Genomic DNA, 26,038 nt, shown 5'->3' on the forward strand with positions numbered 1-26,038 from the left:
ACTTATTGTTCTTTACGCCAAGTAGTAATGTTTTTAATAAGAAAGGCATTCGCTATTACCAACAGCAGTAATACTAAGATCTCTGAAAGGTTAGAAGCTTCGTAAATAACAGCAGTAATGACGTGGTAAAGGTTAAAAATACCCAAGATAATCGCCCAAACTAAAGAGGTCGTGATAAACCATTTCTTTTGTACTTCTAAGCTCAATAAACCAAAGGTCAAGGCAAGTCCTTCCATGGCAATTCTCCATTGATGTGCCCACATTGGGGTTTCTCCGGTAGCGCCTTCCATAAGCACAGATTCTTTGAAGTATACGGTAGCTAAGCCATAAACGTGATGAAAGATGAATCCAATGGCAATAAAGATCCATAAAAGGGATATTTTAGTTCTCATAGGTATGTAATTTATATCAGTTAATATTTCAGAAGCAGTCGCTTTTTTTCGCGCCTCATCTTCTTCTTTTAATAAAGTTTTTATGTTGTTGTAATCGATTGGGGTTTTTGTAAAGGCACTCTGTTCCTGGACTTCCGGTTTAATTTTGAAATAAACCACCAGGGAAGTACTCGCAATAATAAGCCAGAGTACGTCTACCATTAAGATATCGAACTGTCCTTGGCTAAATGTTGTCCACAACCAATTGCCAGAAACAATTCCATTGGCTATCGGAACGAGAAACCCGAAAATGGCACCGAGTAATAGACTCCATTTGTTGGTGAAAAAATTGTTGCGTTTGAATCGGAAGAACAGGGTGAATACGAGCCAAGTTCCAAAGAAAAAGTAATAAATAGCCGATTGTTTATCTAGGAATGCTCCTGTGCTCAGCTTGACAAATAAGAAAGCCAGAGCTGTTACTGGTAACAGGCTTAAACACATGGCTAGGTAAATATGACCAACTTTGGCAGTGTACAAGCGTTGGCGAAGACTCATGCTCTTTTTATTTCGAGCTTCTACCCAAATAAGAACTCCCGTGATGATGACGAAGCAGGTGATTAAGGCCATGATGAAGTAGATGATTTTCATCGGAATTCCTCCGTAATCGGCAAAGTGCAGTCTGCTCACCACCTTTTGAAAGTCTTCTTTAAAATCGGCTTCTGTCGGATTTTTTACTTCCTCTACGGTACCGGTACGTGCGTCGTAACTGATGCGCCCGATACCGACAAAACGATGGTCGCTGTGCATTTCTCCGAGAAGAACGTACTTCATATTGGTGCCGCCATAATTTTTAATATAGGCATCTGTAAGGTGGAAGTGTTCCCATTGTTGGGCGGCCTTTTGAGCAAATTCATTAAAACTCGGAAGAGCTTGCTCACTTCTCGATTCCCATTGATAGGCTTTTCTTTCTGGTCGTAAATCTTCTAGGAGTTTGGCTTGATCTCCGTTATACAAAAAGTTCGCTGGGACTAAAACCAAGATGCTGATGGCAAAATATGCACCCGTAACAGCGAAAATAAACTGGAAGGGAAGTCCAACGACTCCAAGTGCAGTATGAGCATCGGTCCAAACGCGTTTTAATATAACTTTCGGATTGAACGCGTAAAAATTGGGGATGATTTTTTTCCAATGGACTATGACTCCGGTGACAATGGCAAATAAAAAGAATAAGGATACAAAACCTGCGAGATAGACTCCTATGGATGGGAGCTGATGAAAAAAGTGAAGTCGAAATAAAAATTCACCTAGACTGTATTGTTCATTGTAGTTTTTGCTGGTACCGTTGTTTATATCGGTGTACAGGTATTGCGATGTTTTTCCTTTTTCGCTAGCCAGCGAATCTTTACTAGGTAGTAAATAACTGTAAATATGATCGCTGTGTTCGTTTAAATTAATTTGTATATCCCTCCCAGTCAGTTCGTGTTGCTGGTCTAGGTGGTTGAGTAATTTGTCGTAATCAATACTTTTTCTTTCGGTATAGCTCAGGGTTTTTCCTTCTTCCCAAATTTGGATTTCTCCTTTAAACAAAGCAAAAGCTCCTGCAAAAAAGATGACGTACAACGCAATACTTATCACAATACCGCTCACGGTATGTGTATTGAAAAATACATTGTAGTTTCTGTTGCTCATTATAGAAATGGGTTGTTATGGTTACAAAAAAGATAGAGGGTGTAGAGTAGGGCGATGATGATGAGGTAGAGTCCCCAAACTTTCCAACCATTATCAAAGAGGTAAGGGATAATCATCAAGGTACACCATACTAAAAATAGGGTTACAATCGACGCTACGAGTACTTCTTGGTGAAAGGGGAGTACTAGCGCCAAGATCATGTGTAGCAGAGCACTTATACAGTAGCCTCCAATTAGGCCTGCTGTAATTTTTGCACCTTGTTGCCAAGGTGACTTATTCAGGTATTTAGGATTTGCGGGCATCGTTATAGTAAAATTTCAAGGATGATAATAAATAGAAACAGCCCTAACAGTTGTTTAAATCCGATGATTTTTAATGGGGTTAGGACAATGACCAAGCTCAGAATAATGGAAAATAACATCAGGCCTAACAGTGTACCTGAAGTGAGGCCCATGCTCGCTATAGCTAAAATGGCCGCTATGATTAAGCAGGCAATTCCAATAGCCTTGGCTAGCGTAGTGTGTTTTTGTAACCACACCGATACGCTGTTGGAATTTGAAAGTTGCGCTTTTTGGGAGGTGTGATAAAAAGCATAAGAGCTGAGCAAGCTAAATAAGACAAGTAGGGTTATCATATGTTAGTTTTTAAATACAAAGACTCTGAACAACGAATTGTCCAGAGCCTTTGAGCTATTATTCAATTTAGATACATGTTAAAATTTATAGGTCAGGGTTCCTAAGAAAGCTCTCGGAGCTTGTGTATTGATAGTACTCCAACCTGTAAAGTAGGTTTTATCGGTTAAGTTGTTCACTTTTAATCCTACTCTAAAGTCTTTAGCATCGTAGTAAACTCCGGTATTAAACACGGTATAACTCGGTAAGGTAAATACTCCTGATACTGCGTTGTTGATGGTTTTGTGCGAAGATGCTCCGTTAAATCCAGCTCCAATTCCTACGTTTTCGAGGAAAGAACCTTCTTGGAATTTATAGTCTGCCCAGAAGTTGTATAAATTTTGAGGACCTGACTCTTCTGGTCTTCTGTCTAAAAGCTCAGTAACTTCACGTTTTTTAATTTGACTATAAGCATCCGTCACACGCGTGTCGTTGTACGAGTACGAACCTCTAATGTTTAATCCGTCAAACGGATTGGCATTGAGTTCAAATTCTACTCCTTTACTCACTACTTCTTTTAAGTCAATTCTTCTAGGAAGTAAAACACCAGTTGGGTCGTTTGCTGTTTTATCATTTACGATGATATGGTAGTAGCTCGCACCAAAGTTAAGTTTTCCTTGGAAGAAGTTTGTTTTTACACCTCCTTCAAACTGATTTGCTTTGATAGGTTTAAAGGTGTCAGTTCCTGCCGTTGTAATAATTGGATCAACGTTCATGAATCCATTTTGGTAATTGGCAAATACTGATAATTTATTAGGAATCGCTTGGTATACAGCTCCAAAGTTTGGTGAGAAGGTAGTTTTAGTATAGTCGTCATCGGTACGACTGAGATCTCCTTGTTGATCAAAGTAGTCTAAACGAAGACCTACCTTTACTGTTAATTCTTTGGTGATGTTTAAAACGTCAGATACGTATACTGCAAAAGTCTTTGAATTGGTTCTGATATCACGTACTGGAACGCTGCTAAATACATTCTCTAAATTCGCTGTTGAAGGCTGGTAAGTAGCACCTGGAGTAAACGAAGAGTTGATCACATTTCCTTGTGCATTGATAAACGCATCAAAATAAGGGAAAGCTCGGTATTGCGCTTGTAATTGTTGAGTAATTGCCGCTTGACCACTAGCTGTTAAAGCTCCTAATAGCATTGGGAAGTTAGACGTAGTAGTCAATACAGGGTTCCCACTTTGGTTACGAGAATGTTGAGATCGGTTTACAAAGTCTAATCCGAATACCATTCTGTTTCTCAAATCTCCAATCTTGAAATCACCAATAAAGTTTTGTTGCAGGTTGTAGTTCGTCGCATTCGCGTTTTGCTTGTCAATAACGCGCGTAAAAGCTTCTGTACCTAATAAGCCTCCTGCTTCAACAAGCATCGGGTTTACAATTGGTCCTAAAGGTGTTGCAGAGAAGGGCTGTAAACCAAAAATGGCAAGTGCTCCTCCGTCGATATTGTATTGGTAGTACCCTTTCGCTTCTGCATAGCTACTCGCAAAAACGGTTTGAGAAGTCCACTCATCTGAAATCTTATAATCGACAATGGTACGCGTGTTAAAAGTAGGACTGGTCAAGTACAAATCATTTGAAGTGAATGATTTTGTAGTGTCTAAGTTTAACTCGTCCATATTGGTTGATATCAAAGGTGCTCCTCTACGTAAAAACAACATAGATGGATTGGTTTGCTTGGTACGTGCATATTCAAATCCTACAGAGAAATTTAAACGGTTGTTAACGCGGTATGAAAGCGATGGAGCAATGAAAAACGTTTTTCTAAACCCAGCATCTTGAAAGCTGTCTTGCGTCAAATATGATGCGTTTACTCTGAAATAAGGTCCTCCTGATTTTGCCAATGGGGTATTGATATCGGCAGATACACGATGAGTTCCAAACGATCCTGAAGTATACGAAACACTACCTCCAAATCCTTCATAAGGCTTTTTGGTTACCACGTTAATCAACCCTCCTAATGAAGTGTCCGTACTTCCGAATAAAGTAGCTGAAGGTCCCTTGATTACTTCGATACGTTCGATATAAGAAGGATCAACAGCACTTAGTGTAAATCCAGGCATACCGTCTACTAATTTTGGCTGCGTAGCGAAACCACGAGTAGAGAAGTATCCAGTACCCTCTCCTGGTGCACGTCCGGTAGCTTCCCATAGCTTACTGATTCCTGTAGCATTGTTTAAGGCATCGTCAATATTCGTTACAATTTGTGAATCTAATAGTTCAGAGGTCACCGTTGAATATACCTGTGCGTTTTCGATATCACGTAATGGTAATTTCGAAACGTAGGCGGTGTGCTTACGTGAAAATTTATTATTCCTGCTCGATACTTGAACTTCTTGTAGCAATTCATTTCCCTCGTAAATAACGAAGGTGTTGTTCGTACTTGGAGCCGTTACCGCAACTGTTTTGGTTTTAAATCCGATGTAAGAGATGATGATTTGGTGCTTTCCTGCGTTGAGATTTGTCAAATCAAAGTTACCATCGATATCGGTTTGAGTTCCTTTGTTAGAGCCCACTAGTTTAATAGCTACTCCTGGTAAAGGTTCGTTGCTGTTGTCAACAATCGTCCCTTGAATCCTCCCCGTTTGTGCTAAACTTGTCGCGACGACAAAGAATAACAAAACAGCATTTACAATTCCTTTCATTGTTTTTATTTAGATTTATTTAAAACATTGACAGCAAAGGTAGTTTAAGGAAAAGTAAAAACAAAGTTTGTTTAGATTAAATTTAAATAATATTTGGGTGACTGATTGAGATTCCGTAATTTATAGGATTGATTTCATGAAAAACGCCTTTCTTCACAAAAAAGAAAGGCGTTTTGATTTAACTAAGAGAAACTGTATTAGAATTTATAAGTTAAAGTTCCTAAGAAACTACGAGGTGCTTGTGGAGTAATAGTACTCCATCCTTTGTAGTATTCTTTATCTGTTAAGTTGTTTGCTTTCACGCTAATTCTGAATTTAGAAACTTCGTAGTATACACTTGCATTAAACACGGTGTACGATGGTAACACAAATTCACCAACAGCTGGGTAACCTACCATGGTATCGTAGTCACTAGCTCCGATAAAACCAAATCCAAGACCGAAATCTTTTGCGAATCCGTCTAAGAATTTATAATCTGCCCAGAAGTTGTAGTTCGTTTCTGGTCCAGCTTCTGCCAAACGCTTACCTACTAAATCAGGACGAGATTTAGAAACGGTTACTTTGGCATTGTTATAACTGAATCCTCCGCGTAGGTTTAATCCTTCTATGGGGTTGGCATTTACTTCTAATTCAATACCCTTACTGTTTACAGTACCATCTTGTTGTTTAGCAGCTCCGAAGCCCATAACTTTATTGGTAACATCAATCATATACGCACTTACGGTCGCTTCTAATTTATTGTTAAATAGATTAGTTTTTACACCGAATTCGAGCTGATTTGCACGCTCTAAGTCAAATGATTGTACACGTGTTCCAGCCGCCGGATTAGCGATGTTTACAGGTACGATTTCTGGATTTACGTAGCTGAATCCGTTTTGATAGTTGGCAAATACAGAGAGTTTGTTTAGTATCGGTTGGTATACCGCTCCAAATTTTGGTGAGAATGTTGATTTTGTGTACTCCTTTGCATCGTCAGCAGGGTTGTTAGCGTCTCCTTTGTAGTTGAAACGATCGTAGCGAACTCCAGCCATTACCGTCAATCCTGGCATAATCGTTACAACATCTGAAACGTAAGCACCTAAGATGTTTTGGTTGATATCTGTATCAACATTACCAGCGTTTGCTAATAATCCTGAAATATTACTCGCTGATACTGGTAAACCACTTACTAGTTGTCCCTGTGGGGTTACAGCATTTACTGCTCTCCAGTTTGAACTCTGGTCAATAGTTTGTGAGCTTAAATAGTCAAATCCAACAACAACGCGATTACGAACAGTTGCGATCTTGAAATCTCCGTTGAAGTTTTGCTGAACGTTGAATGTATTGGTTTCGGCGTTTGTTCGCTGTGCGAAGGTTGAGAATACCGGAAGTGCTACAGGATTCGCCGGATTGGTCCAGTTTGCAGGATTCCACAAATAGGTATAGTACCCATCTGATTTTGCTTTTCCTCCTGCTACTAAGGTTTGAGAAGTCCATTGGTCAGAAATCTTATAGGCGATCTCTCCGCGGTAGTTCTGCGTTGGGTTTTTAATAGAAACATCGTTGCTCGTCAACGATTTGTTACGGTCGTAGTTAAGTTGCGTTAAGTTTTTAAATACTAAGGGTGCCGATCTGTTTAAGAATAAGAAGGGTTGGTTGGTTTGATCAGTACTTAACATTTCATACCCGAAGTTCAACGTCAATTTGTCGTTCACTTTATACGATAAAGAGGGAGCTAAAAATAAAGATTTTCTGAATCCAGCATCTTGGAAACTATCTTCGGTTTGGTATCCAGCATTTACGCGTAAAGAGATGTTTTCATTGCTTTCTAAGCTCGTATTGATGTCAAAAGTCAATTTTTTAAAACCAAATGATCCAGCACCTACTGTGATGTTTCCACCAGTTCCTCGGTAAGGTTTCTTGGTAACGATATTGATTAATCCACCGTATGATGTTACAGTACTACCGAACAACGTAGCAGAAGGTCCTTTCACTACCTCGATGCGCTCTACATTGTCAGGATTGATAAATCCGTTGGTAATACCAGGAACCCCGTTTACTAATTTAGGTTGAACAGAGAACCCTCTAATAGAGTAGTATCCAGCACCGTCACCACTACGTCCTGTAGATGACCATAGTTTGGTAACTCCCGTCGAGTTGTTCAGTGCTTCCTCAAAGCTTACCACCGACTGAGAAATTAATAATTGATTGGTAACAGTACTGTAAACTTGTGCGTTTTCTATGTTTTTTAAGGGTAACTTAGCTACATAGGCTGTCTTTTTTCTCGAGAACTTGTTTTGTCTGTTGGTGTCAATCGTTACTTCGTTTAACAGTTCATTTCCTTCAAAAAGAACGATATTAAGGTTTGCGCCACCTTGCGCTTTTACCGTTTTCGTTTTGAATCCGATATATGAAAACTCCAAGGTAACTTCTTTATTAGCGCTAGCTTTGATATTGAAGTGTCCATCGATATCGGTTTGTACACCGGTAGTAGATCCTTTGATAATTACGTTTACTCCCACAAGAGGGTTGCTACTGTTGTCAGTAACGATTCCCCGTATGCCCCCTTGTGCCATGGTTGTCACTACGCTTACTAAGAGTAAGATAGCTGTTGTTAAGCCTTTCATTGTTTTTATTTAGATTATTTATAAGTAAGGCAAAAGTATTGGCTTTAGCTGAATTAACAAATTTTATTTAGATTTATTTTAAATAAAATTGTATCTTGTAGGGTTTCGTTTCAAAAAAAAGCCCCGAACACAGAGGTTCGAGACTTTAGTAATAGCTAGTGATTTTAAGATTGAGTTTATTTTTTGATACAAAAAGTAGCACAGTGCCAAATGAGTTTGTACTCCTTGCCTTTATAGGTACCCGGAGTTTTCTCTTCATAGGTGGTTTCTACTGTGTACTGAGTATCCCAAGGGAGTTTGCATGTAATTTTTCCATGGCTATCTGTTGTGAGTTCCTTAGACCATAAGTCTTTTGCGAAAATACTTACCTTTTGATTTTTCATGGGTTTCCCTTTAAACAATACTTGCAAGCTCAATTCACTCTGGGGATTTTTAGAGTAAGTACTGTGATCAACGAGTTCGATACTGGTCGTATTTGTAGCCTTTGTATTGCTGTTACCATTACCAACAGTAACCGTTGCTTTTGCGTGGTACTGAGGTTTAAAAATAGTATAGTTGTGTTTGGTGAAATCCAAAACTTCCATATGCTTATTGTCCAAAACTAGGGTATAGGTCCCTGTGATTTTTGGAGTAAAGGATGCTTGGTAATAATCGTCAAATGGACTTACTCTAAGTGGCGTTTTGTTTCCTTTCGGATCAACGAGCCACAGGCTAAATTCCTTAACACTTTGGAAGCTTTTTCCGGTTACTTTTTCCAAAACTCCGTGGGTGTACTCACCAAATCGGACTTTTACTAGTTGCGGCGTATCAAGAGTTCCTCTGCTCGGAGTCTCTAGCCAGATATAGTGTGCAAATAGCGGTCCGGTGCTCAATAGGAGTAGCAATAAGATTAATTTTTTCATGGGTTTATAATTAGTAATTAAAATGAATAGGATACTGCAACTCTTCCGTTTATTCCCGGTTCTGATTGCCAGTATAAATAACGGCTGTAGTTGGCTCCTGAATACAAGTATTTGTTAAGGATGTTATTGACATTTACTCCAACTCGCCATTGTTTGTGTTGCCAACTAAGGGCTCCGTCAAGTCTGAAATAATCAGGAAGGTCGGTTTGATTGTCAGCGGCCCAAGCCCAAGTGGAACGATCAATTTGATATTGATATCCTAAGGAAATTCCGAATCCTTTAAGGGTACTCGCTGGATTAAATTGATAGTTTAACCATCCGTTAGTAATGTGTTTCGCATGACCAGCAATACGGTTTCCAACGGTGTTCGGATACGGTGATTTGGATACCTTGGCGTTGGTATTAGCATAATTGAGCAACAGATTGAGCTCTTCCGTTATTTGAGCGTTCATGTCAAATTCAATCCCTTTTGATTCTACTTCACCTAATTGTACACTAAAGCGCTCACCGGTGGCATTGGTAGGGTCGGCGACCGATAGATTGTTTTTGGTGATGAAGTATCCGGTAAGCGTTGAACTTATACGATTGTCTAAGAATCGGGTTTTAATACCTACTTCGTAAATGCTCCCTTCCACCGGATCAAACGTAACTCCAGGCCTAGGTGTTCCTGTCGGAGCTAAAAACGATTGATCGTACAAACCATAGGCAGTAATTTGAGGAGTAATATCCGCACTTATTCCTAAGCGAGGGGTAACCTTGCTGATAGTTGCTGCGTCTTTTGGCACTAACTCGGAGTAACGACCCGCTAAGGTTACCCGTACGCGATTGCTTAGGAAATGGATTTCATCTTGCGCGTATAACGAACGAATTCTCGTTCCATAGGTATATACATTGGCACGATCTTTTAGTGGCGTACTTCTGTCAAATACCGGAAATACGCGATCTCCATAAGTAGGGTTAAAGATGTTAAAAGGCTGGCTAGGACTGTCCATACTACCTCGTTGACTAAAATCGGCAAAGTATTCTTTTTCAGTAAAGTCAAACCCCGCCATAATATGATGTTCAAAAGCCCCGGTATTGAATTGTCCGTTGGTGTAGAGTTGGAAAAATTGACTCTCAGAAAGGGCATCCCAAATCCCCACTGAACGAATGGCGTCACCGTTGTTTTGTAAGGCGACAATCCAAGCCGACGCTCCTACCTGATTGTAATTCATGGCAACGTATTGGGCTTCTACTGACCATCGGTCGTTAAATTGATGGGTTATTCTGTTCAGTAAGCTTACTTCTTTGATATCTGTTGTAGGGAAATTACTGTCGACCATTGAAAAGTTGCGGTCTACACTTGCATAGCCACTGCTTACAGGAGCAAAAGTATAGGCTGCTCCGATCAGTGTATTGACTTTTTGATACGAGAATTCGGTGAGAAAACTGGTTTTGTCACTGATTTTATAAGCTAAGGAAGGAGCAATTCCGACACGTGACGATGTTTCGTAGGCTCGGTGACTACCGGTATGTTGGTACATTGCATTAAAACGGGCTGTTAAGCGCTGGTCTTTGGTGAGGCTACCTCCTAAATCTACTGCTCCTCGGTAGGTATCAAAGCTTCCTCCCATAAAAGAAACACGAGCAATTTTCTCAGTAGTAGGCTTCTTAGTCACTACGTTGTAAAATCCACCAGGCTCCCCTGCAGACATCATAAACCCTGAAGGTCCTTTTACAAATTCGATGCGATCTACCATAAACACATCCTCTGATAAAGGACCCCAAGAGTCCTGAATATTGACTCCATTGCGGAAGGCAGGGAGTCGGAATCCTCTCATATTTAGTCGGGCAAAATGCCCCCAGTGTTCTATATTACTAACACCACTTACATTGCGAAACGCACCTTCAAGAATATTGGTAACCATTTGATTTTCTAATAAATCGTTAGGAATTACTTGAATGTTCTGCGGTAATTTTTGAATGGGTGTTCGCAAGCGCAGTGATGAGGAAGGCTTTTGCGTCTTCTTGTAGTTACCGTCGATAACGACTTCGTCGAGTTCGTTTTTTGATGGTTGGATAGCAACAGTAGGTAGTTGGTGTGATTTTTTGTCGATTGAAAAGAGTACTTCCTTGCTGTTGTACCCAACCATTGAAATAACAAGAGTATAGGTTCCGTTGGAGAGGTTGTTGATGCTGAAGTTACCACGAGCATCACTTATGGTTCCTCTCCGCGTATTTTTTATGAGTATGTCAACGTGCTCTAAGGGAGTTGAATGTTGGTCAGTAATGCGTCCCCGGACGCTGTATTGCGCGTATGTTGATGATAGTCCTAATGCACAGACTATCAGTAGTAGTAAGTTTTTCATTGATTTATTTAGAATTATTTTAAATAAGGCAAATGTATTTGTCTTTTTTGGTATATCCAAGCTTATTTAGAATAATTTTAAATAATTGTTTCGCAGCCAATGAATCACAATTGAATTTAGCTCGATTGAATAAATCTGTATATTTGTAAGAAGAATTTTAATTATGATGGCTTGTATACCCTTTGATGGTTTACTATTACTTCTTAAGTTTCTCATAAAGAGGAACCCTGAGTGATGGAGGTTTAACTACCCGTTTAGTACATAAATCTTTAAATCATAAAAATATTATTATGCCTTTTTATCATAAACTAGGAAAAATTCCACCCAAGCGCCATACGCAGTTCCGCAAAGAAAATGGCGAATTGTATTACGAACAATTATTCGGTACCATCGGTTTTGACGGAATGTCAACCAATATGTACCACGTATACCGCCCAACCATGGTGAAGGCTATACAAAAACAGTACAGCGTAGCACCGGTAATAGCCAAAGAAAACAACATCCAGTCGTACCGATTTAGAGGGTTTCAAGTAGCTCCTCAAGACGACTATTTAGCGAGTAGAAAAGTAGTGCTTACCAATAGCGATTGTAATGTTATATTAGCGGCACCAAGACATTCTACAGACGATTATTTTTATAAAAATACAGATGCTGATGAGGTGATTTTCATCCACAAAGGATCGGGAACACTTCGCACGATGTTAGGAAACATTGAGTTCAGCTATGGTGATTACCTCGTAATTCCACGCGGTATCATTTACAAGCTCGATTTTAACGATACAGACAATCGATTGTTTATCGTAGAATCGTATAGCCCAGTATATACACCTAAACGTTATCGAAACTGGTTTGGTCAATTATTAGAGCATTCACCGTATTGTGAACGCGATATTCGCAGGCCAGAACACTTGGAAACACACGATGAGAAAGGAGACTTTTTAATGAAAATTAAGAAGAAAAATGAGATCATCGAAATGGTATATGCCTCACATCCTTTTGACGTTGTTGGGTATGATGGATTTAATTATCCTTACGCCTTTTCAATTCACGATTTTGAGCCAATTACGGGAAGAATTCACTTGCCACCACCAATCCATCAGACCTTTGAAAGTGCAGGTTTTGTGATTTGTAGTTTTGTACCTAGGTTGTACGATTATCACCCAGATTCAATTCCAGCGCCTTACAACCACAGTAACATCGACTCTGATGAAGTACTGTACTATGTAGACGGTGATTTTATGAGTAGAAATGACATTGCTCCTGGGCATATTTCACTCCACCCAGCCGGAATTCCTCACGGCCCACATCCTGGAGCTGCTGAGCGCAGTATCGGTAAAACGGAAACAGAAGAATTAGCGGTGATGGTAGATACTTTTAAACCGTTGATGGTTACAGAAGAGGCCATGAAAATAGCCGATGAGGATTACTACAAATCTTGGTTAGAGTAAGATCGTAGAAGAGGACGAGAAGGTAGTACTAAGGCCTTCTTTGTGAAGCAACAAAAACAACAATAGCACGGGTTCTGAAATACGTAGAGAATACCGTACACACAAAATTTAAAAACATGTCAAAAGAGATAAAATCAGTTAATTACGGACTAGAAAAAATATTTGAAGGAGCACAAGACTTTTTACCTTTGTTAGGTACTGACTACGTAGAGTTTTACGTAGGGAATGCAAAGCAAGCAGCTCATTTTTATAAAACGGCTTTCGGATTTCAATCGTTAGCTTACAGAGGTTTAGAGACCGGGTCGAAAGATTCAGTGAGCTATGTATTAAAGCAAGACAAGATTCGTTTGGTATTGACAACACCACTTAACAGTAAATCGTCAATCAACGATCATATAGTAAAGCACGGTGACGGTGTAAAAGTGGTTGCACTTTGGGTAGAAGACGCCAAATCAGCATGGGAGGAAACGACCAAAAGAGGTGCGAAATCGTATATGGAACCAACGGTTGAAAAAGATGAGCACGGAGAAGTAGTGCGCTCTGGAATTTACACCTATGGAGAAACAGTGCACATGTTCGTAGAACGTAAAAATTATACAGGGACATTTTTACCAGGATTTATGGATTGGAATCCTGACTACAACCCGCCGAGTGCAGGTCTAAAGTACATTGACCACATGGTAGGAAATGTAGGATGGGGACAAATGAATACGTGGGTAAAATGGTATGAAGATGTGATGGGATTCGAAAATTTCTTATCGTTTGACGATAAGCAGATTCACACGGAATACTCAGCCTTGATGAGTAAAGTAATGAGTAATGGTAACGGACGTGTTAAATTCCCGATCAACGAACCTGCCAAGGCTGCTAAGAGATCGCAAATTGAAGAATATTTAGACTTTTACGAAGGTGAAGGTGTACAGCATATTGCCGTAGCTACGGATGATATTATTAAGACAGTAGCACAGTTGAAAGCTAATGGAGTGGAGTTTTTACCACCACCACCACAGTCGTATTACGATATGATTCCTGAGCGCTTAGGGGAGCATATGAAAATAATGAAGGAAGATATTGCTAAGTTGCAAGAACTTTCTATCTTAGTCGATGCAGATGAAGAAGGGTATTTATTACAAATATTTACCAAGCCAGTAGAAGACAGACCGACCTTGTTCTTTGAAATTATTCAACGTATGGGGGCAAGAGGATTTGGAGCTGGAAACTTCAAAGCACTGTTTGAATCTATCGAGAGAGAACAGCAACTAAGAGGAACCTTATAAGAAGAAATAACCATATAGATACAAACCAAGAAATACCAATTTCTTGGTTTTGTTTTGTCTTGATGAAACAACAAGTAGTACATACCATTAAGTTCGCTTATAAAAATATAAAATCTCCTTACTCGTAAACAACCCTTCATCGTTTAATGTTTATGAATGAGTGATTAATTAATAGTACTAGAAATTATGAGTAAAGAAGATATATTAAAATCCATAGAAGAAAAATACGAGGAACTGGGAGTTCCAGTAGATGCAATGTTGGAAGGGTTGCTTTGGAGTAAGCCTATAACGTATTGGGATTATATCCAAACGGATGCCTTGTTAGGCCTGCAAATTCCAAGAACTACACAGCCTGATGAGATGGTGTTTATTATGTACCACCAGGTTAATGAACTGTTGTTTAAAATGATCCTTTGGGAAATTGATCAGGTGGCGAAATCCGATGAAATCACTGCCGAGAAATTTACCAAGCACCTCATGCGTATCAGTAGATATTTTGATATGTTGTGCAGTTCTTTCACCGTGATGGCAGACGGAATGGATGTAGATCAATACCTGAAATTCAGAAATACCTTGACGCCAGCAAGTGGTTTTCAAAGTGCGCAATATCGCAAGGTCGAATTTGCTTCAACCGATTTGATTAATTTAATCGATGCGCGATTTAGAGCTACCATTGATAGAGATTCATCGTTTAAAAATGCTTACGATCACTTGTATTGGCAGGCAGCGGGTAAGAATTATACGACTGGTCAAAAAACGACCCTCCTACAGTTATTTGAGAAAAAATACATGGGAGAGTTTATCGATTTTATGGAAGATTACAACGATTGTAACTTGTCGTCTAAGTTTAAGCAATTACCTCAGGATGTACGTGAAGATTCCGCTTTAATAGAGGCTATGCGTCACTACGATTATACCGTGAATGTGAAATGGGTCATGGCACATTACAACGCGGCAGGAAAGTATTTGGGAGGTGATGACACCGCCTTGGAAGCAACTGGAGGTAGTAATTGGAGAAAATACCTACATCCCAAGTACCAAAGAAGAATTTTCTTTCCGTATTTATGGAGCGAAGAAGAACTCAAAAACTGGGGAACATTTTAACCTTATCTTAAAAAACCATCGTTATTTCGCTAACGGTGGTTTTTTATTTTTGGAACAGTAATTGTTATGAAAATTTCATAAGTTTGATAATTATGAAGAAAATCACTGTTTTAGTATTCTTGGCTTGCCTCGTGTTCCGTCAAGGATTTGCTCAAGAAAAAATCACTCCATTTAAAGGTGGAGAGTGGCTGCGTTATAGGATGAGTTACAGTGGGTTTTTGCGGGCTGGTACGGCAGTTTTAGAATTGAAAGACGAGCAACTGAAAAACAAAAAAGTTATCCACGCCATTGGTAAGGGGTGGACTTCTGGTATGATCAGTTGGTTTTTTAAGGTGAACGATACTTACGAAAGTTACTTTACACCAACGGAAGTACGTCCGTATTTGTTTAAGCGAGACATCGATGAAGGAGGCTACAAAAAGAAACGCCATGTGACCTTTAACTACGAGAATAACACGGCCTATGTTCAGGATTTTATCAAACAGAAAGACAGTGTGATATCTGTGAGGAATCCTCAAGATATGATCTCTACTTTTTACTTCTTAAGGAGCCAGAACACAACAAACTTAAAGACAGGTGACGAAATTAACGTCTCGATGTTTTTCGATGACAAAAGCTATCCGTTTAAACTGAAGTTTTTGGGGTACGAGACCTTAAAGACGAAGTTTGGGAAGGTGAAAACTCAAAAATTTAGACCTTTAGTACAGGCAGGACGCGTATTTAAAGCGCAAGAGAGTGTGACGGTTTGGATTACTGCCGACGATAATAAAATACCGATCAAAATGAAAGCTTCTCTGGCTGTAGGTTCACTGAGAGCAGAGTTGGAGGCTTACAAAGGTCTTGCAAATCCATTTGAAATCATTGTTGACTAGTAGAAAGTTGTTTAGGGCTTGTTAAATTGTAAAGAAGCAACATAAATATTTGTATTTTTGCGATTATTGGCCAATAAAAAACAACCATTTTTTGAAAAGAACAATCCTACTACTCGTATCGATGGTAGTCTTTTTTGCTTGTAAGGAGGAGGCGAAAAAGGAACCCATTGTTGAAAAAAAAATTGCAAAACCTAAACCCGTACTGCTATATGGGTATGACATAGCAGATTATCACGTAACCCACGATACTATAAAAAACGGAGAGAGTTTCGGGGTGATCTTAGACAGACATCACGTACTGTACCCCAAAATCAATAAAATTGCTGCTACCATTAAGGATACTTTTGACGTTCGCCGCATCGGAGCAGGGAAACCCTATGTAGTACTGAGTTCAAAAGATTCTTTAAAACAGGCCAAAGTATTTATTTACAAACACAATAAAGTAGCTGCAACGGTAATCGATTTTAAAGATTCTACCATTACTGCCTACAACCATCGCAAAAAAATTAAAGTACTTGAGAAAACCATTGCCGGTGAAATTAAAACCAACCTGTCTTTTACCATGGATAGTTTGGGTTTACGACCAGGGTTGACCAATAGAGTCGCAGATATTTATGCTTGGACCCTAGATTTTTACAGATTGCAAAAGGGTGATAAATTTAAATTGATCTACGAAGAAAAATTTATTAACGATACGGTATTTGTTGGATATGGAGAGGTAAAAGCGGCCATTTTTAAGCACAAAGGAGAAGATTTGTACGCCTACCAGTTCGTGGCAGATACGGTAAAGAATGTAGCGGAGTTTTACGACGAGAAAGGGAATATGCTTCGCAGTACTTTTTTGCGCTCTCCTATTAAATTCCAATATAGAATTTCGTCGAGGTATAATTTGAGAAGGAGAATCAAACTATACGGTAACCGAATTCGTCCACACAAAGGAACTGATTTTGCGGCACCTTATGGGACGCCTATTATGACTACAGCAAGTGGAACAGTGGTAGAATCGGCCAGAAGAGGAGGAAACGGAAATTACGTAAAGGTAAAACACAACAGTACCTATACCACCCAATACCTGCATATGAAACGTCGAAATGTTCGCGTTGGAGATTACGTAAAACAAGGAGCTATTATCGGTTGGGTTGGAATGACTGGTAATACGAGCGGGCCACACGTATGCTATCGCTTTTGGAAATACGGACGTCAAGTAGATCCATTTCGCGAAAAATTACCCTCGGCAAAACCTTTAAATGACAGTATAAAACCTAGGTATTTTAAGTATATAGCACCTCTAAAAAAGCAATTGGAAGGAATTAAGTATCCGGAATTAGCAATAGATACCTTATTATTGAAGAAAAAAACAGATTCCCTACCGAAGGGACATGAAATTATAGAGAACTTTTAACTATGGCATTAAAGAACATTAACCCTACTCAAACGGCGGCCTGGATAGAATTGGAAAAACACTATTCAGAAGCAAAAGAGTTTCAGCTCAAAAAATTATTTAAAGAAGACGCGAATAGACAAGAAAATTTTACACGCAACTTTGATGCCTTGAGTTTCGATTTTTCAAAAAACTTGCTCAATCAAGAAACACTGAAGCATTTGGTGGATCTCGCTGAAGAAGTGGATTTAAAAGATGCTATTGAAAAGTATTTCACAGGTGATAAAATCAATGCTACTGAAAAGAGGGCGGTGCTTCATACGGCACTGCGAAGCAATTCAGAAGCTCCAATTTACGTCGATGACAAAGATGTAACGCCAAAGATCAGAACGGCACTGCGCAAAATTAAAGCCTTTAGTAATAAGGTGATCTCAGGAAAATGGAAAGGGTATACAGATAAACCAATTACAGATATTGTTAATATAGGTATTGGTGGATCAGATTTGGGCCCTATGATGGTGGTTGAAGCGCTTAAATTTTATAAAAATAAATTGAATACGCATTTCGTCTCTAACGTCGACGGTGATCACGTATTTGAAACTATTAAGGACTTGAATCCGGAAACGACCTTGTTTGTGATCGTTTCAAAAACCTTTACCACGCAAGAAACTCTGACGAATGCGAATACGATTCGAGATTGGTTTTTAAAATCAGCAACGGTATTCGATGTAGCTAAACACTTTGTTGCGGTATCTACCAATTTAAAGGCTGTAGTTGACTTCGGAATCGATAAGAAGAATGTATTCCCGATGTGGGATTGGGTTGGTGGTCGCTTTTCACTTTGGTCAGGAGTTGGTTTATCCATCGCATTAGCTTTGGGCTTTGATCAATTCAGGGCCTTGTTAGACGGTGCTGAAAAAATGGATCAGCACTTTAGAAATACCGAGTTCTCAAACAATATTCCTGTCTTGATGGGACTTATTGGTTTGTGGTACACTAATTTTTACGATTGTGAATCGGAGGCTATTTTGAGCTATTCTCATTACTTATCAAAGTTCCCTGAATACTTACAGCAGGCTTCTATGGAGAGTAATGGTAAAGGTGTTGATCGCAATGGGAACCCCGTAACCTATCAAACAGGGAGTATTGTTTGGGGAGGTGTCGGAACCAACATGCAACATTCATTCATGCAATTGTTACACCAGGGAACTAAGATGATTCCTGCTGATTTTATTGGATATAAAGAATCTTTATATAAAGAAGAGGAGCATCACAGCAAGCTAATGGCTAACTTTTATGCTCAACCTCAGGCGCTTGCCTTTGGAAAAACCCGTGAAGATGTTCATTTGGAACTCAAAGTAAAAGGTGAGTTGGATCAATTAAGTACGCTTTTACCCTTCAAAACCTTCACAGGAAACCGTCCGTCGAACATAATTCTCTTCGAAAAATTGACGCCCGAAACACTCGGAATGTTAATTTCTATGTATGAACAAAAAGTGTTTGTCCAAGGAATTTTATGGAATATTTATTCTTTTGACCAATTTGGAGTGGAATTAGGTAAAGAATTGGCTAAAAAAATACTGGAATCGCAAAAAATTACAAATTAGCAAACTTAAAGGAATGTTAAAAAACTTAACATTAAGTTAATATTGGGAATCTCTAAAAATTGGAATTTTGCTCCAGCTATTTAATAACAATTAGATTAGACAATGAGAAATTTTAAAAATGTATTACTGTTAGCCTTGTTCTTTGTGACAGCAACAGTTTTAGGACAAACTAAAATCACGGGTACTGTGGTTGACGAAATGGGAGAACCATTACCGGGAGCCAACGTAGTATCTAAAGGTACTTCTAATGGTACTTCTACTGATTTTGAGGGAAAGTTTATGTTAAACGTAAAATCAAACTCAGGAGTAGTTGTGATTTCATTTGTTGGTTACGAATCAAAAGAAGTAGCTTTTACTTCAGCTGATTTAGGAACTATCGAATTAGAGCCTTCTAATATTTTAGGGGAGGTTGTAGTTCAAGGAGTAATTGACGTTGTAAAAGACAGACAAACTCCTGTTGCTGCTTCTACGATTAAGGCAGCTATTATTGAAGAGAAATTAGGATCTCAGGAATTCCCAGAAGTTTTAAGATCTACTCCTTCAGTATATGCTACTAAATCAGGAGGAGGTTTCGGTGATGCTCGTATCAACATCCGTGGTTTCGATCAAAGAAACACTGCGGTTATGATCAACGGTATGCCGGTTAACGATATGGAGAACGGATGGGTATACTGGTCTAACTGGGCTGGTTTATCTGATGTAACTTCTGCTATGCAAGTGCAGAGAGGTTTAGGTTCTTCTAAGTTAGCGATCTCTTCAGTTGGAGGTACTATTAACGTAATTACTAAAACTTCTGAGCAAAGAGAAGGTGGTAGTGTATCTGCTGGATTTGGTAATGACGGTTACATGAAGTTCAAAGCTTCTTACGCTACTGGAAAAATGGATAACGGATTATCTACTTCTGTATTATTCAGTAGAACACAAGGAGATGGATATGTTGACGGAACTAAATTTTTAGGACACAACTACTTCATCGCTTTCGGATACGAAATCAATGATGATCACTCTTTAGAGTTTACTTTTACAGGTGCTCCACAATGGCACCACCAAAGAACTTGGGGAGAGTCTATTTCGACTTACCAAAAGTTCGGATCTAACGATGAGCCAAACATCAAGTACAACAGTGCTTGGGGATATTTAAACGGAGAAGAGTTCTCTTTCAGAAGAAACTTCTACCACAAGCCAGTAATGTCGTTAAACTACGATTGGCAAATCAACGAGTCATCTAAGTTATCGTCTATCATTTACGCGTCTTGGGGACGTGGAGGTGGAACAGGTCCTATTGGAAATGTTAACGGAACTAGAGATTTTAGCTCTACTTTAAGAGACCAAAACGGAATCGTTCGTTTCGACGATATCGTAAAGTGGAACTCTGGAGGAAGTGTACCTGATTTCGGAGCTGACAGAACAAGCACTATCAACGACAGAAGTAACGGTTTAACAAGAAGAGCTTCTATGAACTCTCACAACTGGTACGGAATGATCGCTAACTTCCACAACGATGCTAACGAAAACTTAAGCTGGGATTTAGGAGTTGATTTAAGAACTTACAAAGGAATTCACTACAGAGTAGTTAATGATTTATTAGGAGCTACTGGATATGTAGATAACAGAGATAAGAACAATCCTAACAGAAACATCACGCAATTTGTTGAGGCTTCACCTAGCTTTAACCCATGGCAAAACATTTCTGAGCAAGAAAAAATCGAGTACTACAATGACGGTGACGTAAACTGGATCGGTGTATTCGGTCAAGTTGAGTACAAGAACGACGATATTTCTGCTTTCCTTCAAGGGGGTGCTTCTCGTCAGGCTTTCCAAAGAGTTGACTACTTTAACTTAGCTCCTGCTGATCAAAAGTCAGGATTCAAGAGCTTGTTAGGTGGAAACATCAAGGGAGGTATCAACTGGAACATCAATGAGCAACACAATGTATTTGCAAATACAGGTTACTACTCTAAGCAACCATTATTTGACGCTGTGTACACGAGCTTCGTTAACAACAACGTAAACCCATTCTTAACAAACGAGAAGATTTTCGGAGTTGAAGCAGGATACGGTTTCAAACATGAAAACTACAACGTAAAAGTTAACTTATATAGAACTTCTTGGAAAGACAGATTCTTAAGAGCTAACGGAAGTGCTAGAAATAACTTCGTACAAGTAAACGGAGTAGAGCAAGTACACATGGGAGTTGAAGTTGAGGCTTTAGCTAACTTTGGTCCATTAACTGTTGAAGGTATGTTCTCTTACGGTGACTTCCAATACAAAGGAAACGCTATCGGAACTGAGTACGATCAAGATAACACCTTAGTAAAAGCTGATATTCCTTTCTATTTAGACGGTGTTAAAGTAGGTGATGCTGCTCAAACTACTGCAAGATTAGGATTCACTTATAAAGTAACTGAAGGATTGAAATTTGACTTAAGTCAGTTCTATGCTTCTAGATTATATTCTAGAATCAACCCAACTGATTTTACTACAATCGCTGCTAACCAAAGAGGTTCATTAGAATTACCAGGACACGCATTAATCGATGCTGGTGTTTCTTACAAGTGGAACTTAGGAGGTAGAAAATCAATCAACTTCAGATTCAACGTTAACAACTTAGCGAACGAAACATATATTTCTGACGGATTTACCAACCAACACGTAGATGCTAGTACTACTTCTACTTGGAGAGGTATAGATACTCGTAACAGAGTGTACTTCGGATTCGGAAGAACTTGGAATGGTTCTGTGAAGTTTAACTTCTAAGAATACTACCAATTACCATCTAAAAACCACCCAATCGGGTGGTTTTTTTTATACTTGTAGCGAATACTTGACGGAGCTTGTAACTGTTAGAGAAACCTTAAACAGTTGTTAATAAAATTAACATATCGTAAATTTTCAGTAGATTTGTGCGCATAAAATTTTAGCAGAATTATGATAAAGAACATTCGATCATTGAGTTTGTTTTTGGTGTGTTTGTGCACCATTACCCCCCTAGCCAATGTTTCTGCTGCCAATACTTCTGCGGAAGTAGCTTTAAAGGCGGTGGTATCTTATTCATTGAATGCACCTAATTTTTCTTTTCCCCTAAGTAATTCAATACATACGATTCGTCAAGAAGAGGAAGCTAGTTATACGCTGACTGATGAAGATTACGCAATGGTTGGAAATGGAGGATTTAGTAATTTCGATATTCGTGAAGGATATGATGAGGAGACCATTACAGCACGATTGGCAAAAATCAGTACGATTTTATTAAAGAGGTTCCCGCAGTACAAATCGGGACAAAAAGTCGCTGTCACCTACAATGTGTGGATGCCAGGTGATGATGTTATGGTTATGAACGTAGTTCATGACGGAGAAAAGTACGTATTGCAAAAGCAATAATAACGGACATAAAAACGATTACAAGAGCCATCTAATGTATTTAGGTGGTTTTTTTGTGGTTAAAATTCAGTAAATTTGCGATAACAAAAACGACAGACATGATTATGAAAACTATCCACTCGTATTGGGCTTATATAGTGCTAGCACTTTTAACTTTTACCGTAATTAACGCCGTTATTGGTATGGTTAAAAAGAAGGAGTTCACACATAAAGAATTCCGATTGGGATTACTCACCTTGATCACAAGTCATATTCAACTTTTGATAGGTTTAGGTTGGTATTTTATGTCTCCTTGGTACAAGGCTTTAAAGTCAAATGGAGGAGAAGTAATGAAGGATGCTGGTGCGCGTTTATTGGCACTCGAACATCCTATAGCGATGATTGCAGCGATTGTTTTTATTACTATCGGGTGGTCTAAGCACAAAAAGCAGGTAAAAAGTGAATCAAAGTTTAAAACCTTTAGCATTTTCTACGGAATAGCTTTGTTATTAGTTTTAACAAGAATTCCTTGGAGTAATTGGTTTTAACGTAATTATATAGTCCCGCATCCGCGGGATTTTTTATTTTTGTGTTTTTAGTTTTTAAAAGTCTCCAATAGACTTTTTGATATTCATTTTAAATTAAAAGTATTCGTGAAAATTATCAGTCATATTCTGTCTCCTATATTCGCTTTAGTATTTTTTATACTCTTGTTGATTTTTCATCCATTGCAGTGGATAGGGTTAAAAGTTTTTGGAGGAAAGGGACATCAGCGCGTCGTTAACATAATGAATTGGTTTCTGAATAAGTCTCTATTAATTTTGGGGATTCGCGTGAAGGTGAATAATGAGCACACATTGCCAAAAGATGCGACTTTGATTTTCGTTTCTAACCATCAATCGATGTTTGATATTCCGCCGATTATTTGGTATTTCCGCAAGCATTGGCCAAAATTCGTTTCTAAAAAGGAGTTAGGGAAAGGAATCCCTAGTATTTCATTTAATTTAAAACACGGGGGTGCTGCCCTTATTGATAGAAAAGATGGTAAGCAGGCTTTGGCTGAGCTTGGAAAGTTTGCCAAAAGGATTAATAAAAATACCTGGTCTGCAGTGATCTTCCCGGAAGGAACGCGAAGTAGAAAAGGAGCTCCAAAGCCTTTTGCGGCTAATGGGTTAAAGATGATTGTAAAATACAATCCTGAAGCGTACATTGTACCCTTGTCTATTAATAACTCATGGAAGGTTTTCCGATACGGAAAATATCCTTTAGGGGTAGGGAGTCCTATTACCATTGATACACATGCGCCTATTAAGGTTTCGAGCAAGCCGTTTAACGAATTGTTAGCAACGGTAGAAGAAACTGTGAAATCAGGGGTGCATGCTTAATGAGAACAAACAACAATAAATTATAAAACCCCTTAAATACTATGTCTATACAGAACATTAGAAAGGAAGTAATGCAAACGCTGGAAAAAAATATTGACAGTTTTGTAGACAAATTTTTGATTCCTATTGAGAAGATTTGGCAGCCAACAGATTTTTTGCCAAACTCACAGCAGGACAATTTCATTGAAGAGGTTCAGGAAATTAGAGAGATCTCAAAAGAGTTGGACGACGACTTTTGGGTGGTACTCGTCGGAGATACGATTACGGAAGAGGCGTTGCCTACCTATGAGTCTTGGTTATTAGACTTGGACGGTGTCACGCAGCAACCAGATAACGGTTGGGCGAAATGGGTTCGCGCTTGGACAGCAGAAGAAAATCGTCACGGTGACGTACTTAACAAATACTTGTATTTGTCGGGAAGAGTGAATATGCGCGAGGTAGAAATTACTACGCAACACTTAATTTCTGACGGTTTTGATATCGGTACTGCTACGGATCCTTATAAAAACTTTGTGTATACTTCTTTTCAGGAATTAGCTACGTACATATCACATTTAAACGTGGCGAAGATTGCAAAGAAAAAAGGACACAAGGCATTGGCTAAGATGTCGAGAATTATTGCTGGAGATGAGATGCGTCATCACTTAGCATATTCGGAGTTTGTAAAAGAGATTTTTGCAATTGACCCCAGTGAAATGATGTTGGCTTTCCAGCATATGATGAAACATAAAATTGTGATGCCTGCGATGCATTTACGCGAATCTTTCGGTGAGAAGGGGAGTTTGTTTGACGATTTTTCTACCGTAGCACAGCGCATAGGTGTATATACAGGTTTTGACTATGTTGATATACTCAAAAAGTTAAATGAAACTTGGGAAATTGATAAAATAGGAAATTTATCGCCAGAGGCTGAGAAGGCACGAGATTATTTGATGAAGCTACCAGAGCGCATGTATCGAATTACAGAGCGTATTGTGGTTCCTAATACCAAATTTAATTTTAAGTGGATGATTCCTGCTTAAAATTCAAAATATCGACACTATAAAAATGCCCTTTGTTAAATTCAAAGGGCATTTTTTTGGAATTAGCCTTTCCTATAGAAATCAAGGAGCATAGTTGAAGAAAAGCAAAGAATAAACAGGTTGTTATTATTGCGTTCAATTAAATAGATAAGTAAACAGCTATCATTGATGTGTTCTTTGTATGTCTCCAGTTCATCGAAAAGACTATTGGATATTGCCCGTTGTTCTTGAATTTCAGTAAGTACATCATTTGTGGTGTCCACAAATATTTTCAATTCATAAGGCGCCCATTTTTCTGCAAGCTGATGAACAATTTCAAAATAGCTGGCTTTTGCCAATTGGGTCCAAACAATTTCCATGATTCGTTAACTTATGCGGTGTAATACTTCATCCCAGACTTCATCGTGATTGAAAGTCTTGTGCTGGGCAATTTGTACAAAAGCGATGTCTATAAGTATTTTCTCGCGTTCATTTTGATTGGTAGTTTTTGATAATTTCATGGTGATGGAATTTAGGTACTGATTCGTTACTGCTTTCTTTACGATAGGATGATGGCAAAGAAGATTTTTAAGTTTTGTAGGAGGGCCTTGTGGATGTTGAATGGGCAATGGCGGGGCTAGGGTAGCGAATGGCGATACCAATTGTTTTCCGTTGCCTTGCATTTCCTTTCTCAAACGAGACACTTGTCGTTTCTGCGGGTTAGTGATTACGTATATTAAATGAGTAAAACTCCCCGATTGCTGTTTGGTATGGAGTGAATCTTTATTGAAAAGTAGGCGCATATTCCGAGTGCTACGAATAATCTTATGTAAGGTTTTTATTGTAAGCACTCCAGTATCTCCGGGGGAAGGATTATAGATAAAAGCTTCTTTTGTATTAACTAAGCTATTCAAATACTGGACTACCGGTTGGCAATACTCCAGTTTGCGGTTTGTTATGAGCTCGTTTAGCAGGTGTTTTTTAGCATCTAGCTCTTTAGTAGTAGCTAATTTCTTGTTACTGCTTTTACTACGCAGTATGTTTCGTGTTTTTTTTAGCATTTTTTTCATAGCACTTTTTTTAATTAATTGTTCAGGGTTAGTTTACCCATCACCTAGGTGTATTCTTTGCGCTGATGTACATTAGATACCACAGCTCAAATCACTCGTAATAGTCTCTTTCCCCGTAATTGTTTTTTTTGTAAGAGATTCATTTGTCACTTTTCCCAGCTACTGTTTTTTGCAATGGATTTATTAGTTTCTTTCCCCGTAATTGTTTTTTCTGTAGGAGATTCATTTGTCACTTTTCCCAGCTACTGTTTTTTGTAGCGGATTTATTTGTCTCCTTTCCCGTAATTGTTTTTTGTAG

20 protein-coding genes are annotated in these 26,038 nt (G+C 38.8%); 11 read left to right on the forward strand and 9 right to left on the reverse strand.

Annotated features, from left to right (window positions below):
* Nucleotides 1-2: 2 nt before the first annotated feature.
* The 7 genes from ACXAG7_RS10690 to ACXAG7_RS10720 form a co-directional block, all read right to left on the reverse strand.
* A complete protein-coding gene (locus ACXAG7_RS10690; RefSeq protein WP_476666797.1) occupies nucleotides 3-2,060 on the reverse strand; it encodes a PepSY-associated TM helix domain-containing protein in 2,058 nt (685 codons plus the stop codon).
* Nucleotides 2,060-2,362, reverse strand: a complete 303-nt coding sequence (locus ACXAG7_RS10695) for a hypothetical protein (RefSeq protein WP_476666798.1) — start codon at nucleotides 2,360-2,362, stop codon at nucleotides 2,060-2,062. Before ACXAG7_RS10695 ends, ACXAG7_RS10690 begins: the two co-directional genes overlap by 1 nt.
* A 2-nt stretch (nucleotides 2,363-2,364) precedes the next feature.
* The gene (locus ACXAG7_RS10700) at nucleotides 2,365-2,694 is read right to left on the reverse strand and encodes a hypothetical protein (RefSeq protein WP_408045548.1); all 330 of its coding nucleotides are present in this window, start codon (nucleotides 2,692-2,694) and stop codon (nucleotides 2,365-2,367) included.
* 78 nt (nucleotides 2,695-2,772) lie between these two features.
* Nucleotides 2,773-5,379 carry a TonB-dependent receptor domain-containing protein gene (locus tag ACXAG7_RS10705; RefSeq protein WP_476666799.1) on the reverse strand — a complete coding sequence of 869 codons (2,607 nt, stop codon included), beginning with the start codon at nucleotides 5,377-5,379 and terminating at the stop codon, nucleotides 2,773-2,775.
* A gap of 197 nt (nucleotides 5,380-5,576) precedes the next feature.
* Nucleotides 5,577-7,985: a TonB-dependent siderophore receptor gene (locus ACXAG7_RS10710; protein ID WP_476666800.1), complete on the reverse strand. Its 2,409-nt coding sequence runs from the start codon at nucleotides 7,983-7,985 to the stop codon at nucleotides 5,577-5,579.
* Nucleotides 7,986-8,161: 176 nt separating this feature from the next.
* Nucleotides 8,162-8,887, reverse strand: coding sequence for a DUF4198 domain-containing protein (locus tag ACXAG7_RS10715; protein ID WP_408045545.1), 726 nt, complete (start codon nucleotides 8,885-8,887; stop codon nucleotides 8,162-8,164).
* 17 nt (nucleotides 8,888-8,904) lie between these two features.
* On the reverse strand, nucleotides 8,905-11,235 hold the full coding sequence (locus tag ACXAG7_RS10720; protein WP_476666801.1) for a TonB-dependent receptor domain-containing protein: 2,331 nt from the start codon (nucleotides 11,233-11,235) through the stop codon (nucleotides 8,905-8,907).
* Between the two features lie 290 nt (nucleotides 11,236-11,525).
* Here ACXAG7_RS10720 and ACXAG7_RS10725 point away from each other — a divergent pair, with 290 nt between their 5' ends.
* The 11 genes from ACXAG7_RS10725 (at nucleotide 11,526) to ACXAG7_RS10775 (ending at nucleotide 24,691) form a co-directional block, all read left to right on the forward strand.
* Entirely contained in the window at nucleotides 11,526-12,683 is a 1,158-nt protein-coding gene (locus ACXAG7_RS10725; protein WP_408045543.1) for a homogentisate 1,2-dioxygenase, read from the forward strand.
* A gap of 116 nt (nucleotides 12,684-12,799) precedes the next feature.
* The gene (gene hppD, locus ACXAG7_RS10730) at nucleotides 12,800-13,960 is read left to right on the forward strand and encodes a 4-hydroxyphenylpyruvate dioxygenase (protein ID WP_408045542.1); all 1,161 of its coding nucleotides are present in this window, start codon (nucleotides 12,800-12,802) and stop codon (nucleotides 13,958-13,960) included.
* A 186-nt stretch (nucleotides 13,961-14,146) separates the two neighbouring features.
* Entirely contained in the window at nucleotides 14,147-15,064 is a 918-nt protein-coding gene (locus ACXAG7_RS10735; protein WP_476666802.1) for a tryptophan 2,3-dioxygenase family protein, read from the forward strand.
* A 92-nt stretch (nucleotides 15,065-15,156) separates the two neighbouring features.
* On the forward strand, nucleotides 15,157-15,936 hold the full coding sequence (locus ACXAG7_RS10740) for a DUF3108 domain-containing protein (protein ID WP_408045540.1): 780 nt from the start codon (nucleotides 15,157-15,159) through the stop codon (nucleotides 15,934-15,936).
* Between the two features lie 91 nt (nucleotides 15,937-16,027).
* Nucleotides 16,028-17,338 carry a M23 family metallopeptidase gene (locus tag ACXAG7_RS10745; protein WP_408045539.1) on the forward strand — a complete coding sequence of 437 codons (1,311 nt, stop codon included), beginning with the start codon at nucleotides 16,028-16,030 and terminating at the stop codon, nucleotides 17,336-17,338.
* A 2-nt stretch (nucleotides 17,339-17,340) separates the two neighbouring features.
* Complete coding sequence (gene pgi / locus ACXAG7_RS10750; RefSeq protein ID WP_408045538.1) at nucleotides 17,341-18,924, forward strand: glucose-6-phosphate isomerase; 1,584 nt, start codon at nucleotides 17,341-17,343, stop codon at nucleotides 18,922-18,924.
* Between the two features lie 102 nt (nucleotides 18,925-19,026).
* Nucleotides 19,027-21,681, forward strand: coding sequence for a TonB-dependent receptor (locus ACXAG7_RS10755; protein ID WP_476666803.1), 2,655 nt, complete (start codon nucleotides 19,027-19,029; stop codon nucleotides 21,679-21,681).
* Between the two features lie 171 nt (nucleotides 21,682-21,852).
* On the forward strand, nucleotides 21,853-22,305 hold the full coding sequence (locus ACXAG7_RS10760) for a hypothetical protein (RefSeq protein ID WP_476666804.1): 453 nt from the start codon (nucleotides 21,853-21,855) through the stop codon (nucleotides 22,303-22,305).
* 104 nt (nucleotides 22,306-22,409) lie between these two features.
* A complete protein-coding gene (locus ACXAG7_RS10765) occupies nucleotides 22,410-22,832 on the forward strand; it encodes a hypothetical protein (protein WP_408045697.1) in 423 nt (140 codons plus the stop codon).
* Between the two features lie 105 nt (nucleotides 22,833-22,937).
* Nucleotides 22,938-23,669, forward strand: a complete 732-nt coding sequence (locus tag ACXAG7_RS10770; protein ID WP_408045536.1) for a lysophospholipid acyltransferase family protein — start codon at nucleotides 22,938-22,940, stop codon at nucleotides 23,667-23,669.
* 41 nt (nucleotides 23,670-23,710) lie between these two features.
* The gene (locus ACXAG7_RS10775) at nucleotides 23,711-24,691 is read left to right on the forward strand and encodes an acyl-ACP desaturase (RefSeq protein ID WP_408045535.1); all 981 of its coding nucleotides are present in this window, start codon (nucleotides 23,711-23,713) and stop codon (nucleotides 24,689-24,691) included.
* A gap of 62 nt (nucleotides 24,692-24,753) precedes the next feature.
* Here ACXAG7_RS10775 and ACXAG7_RS10780 read toward each other — a convergent pair whose 3' ends face one another.
* Both ACXAG7_RS10780 and ACXAG7_RS10785 read right to left on the reverse strand, forming a co-directional pair.
* Complete coding sequence (locus ACXAG7_RS10780) at nucleotides 24,754-25,050, reverse strand: hypothetical protein (protein WP_476666805.1); 297 nt, start codon at nucleotides 25,048-25,050, stop codon at nucleotides 24,754-24,756.
* 6 nt (nucleotides 25,051-25,056) lie between these two features.
* On the reverse strand, nucleotides 25,057-25,740 hold the full coding sequence (locus tag ACXAG7_RS10785; RefSeq protein WP_476666806.1) for a hypothetical protein: 684 nt from the start codon (nucleotides 25,738-25,740) through the stop codon (nucleotides 25,057-25,059).
* Nucleotides 25,741-26,038 lie beyond the last annotated feature (298 nt).

The sequence above is a fragment of the Tenacibaculum sp. AWR4_210 genome, from assembly GCF_056160945.1.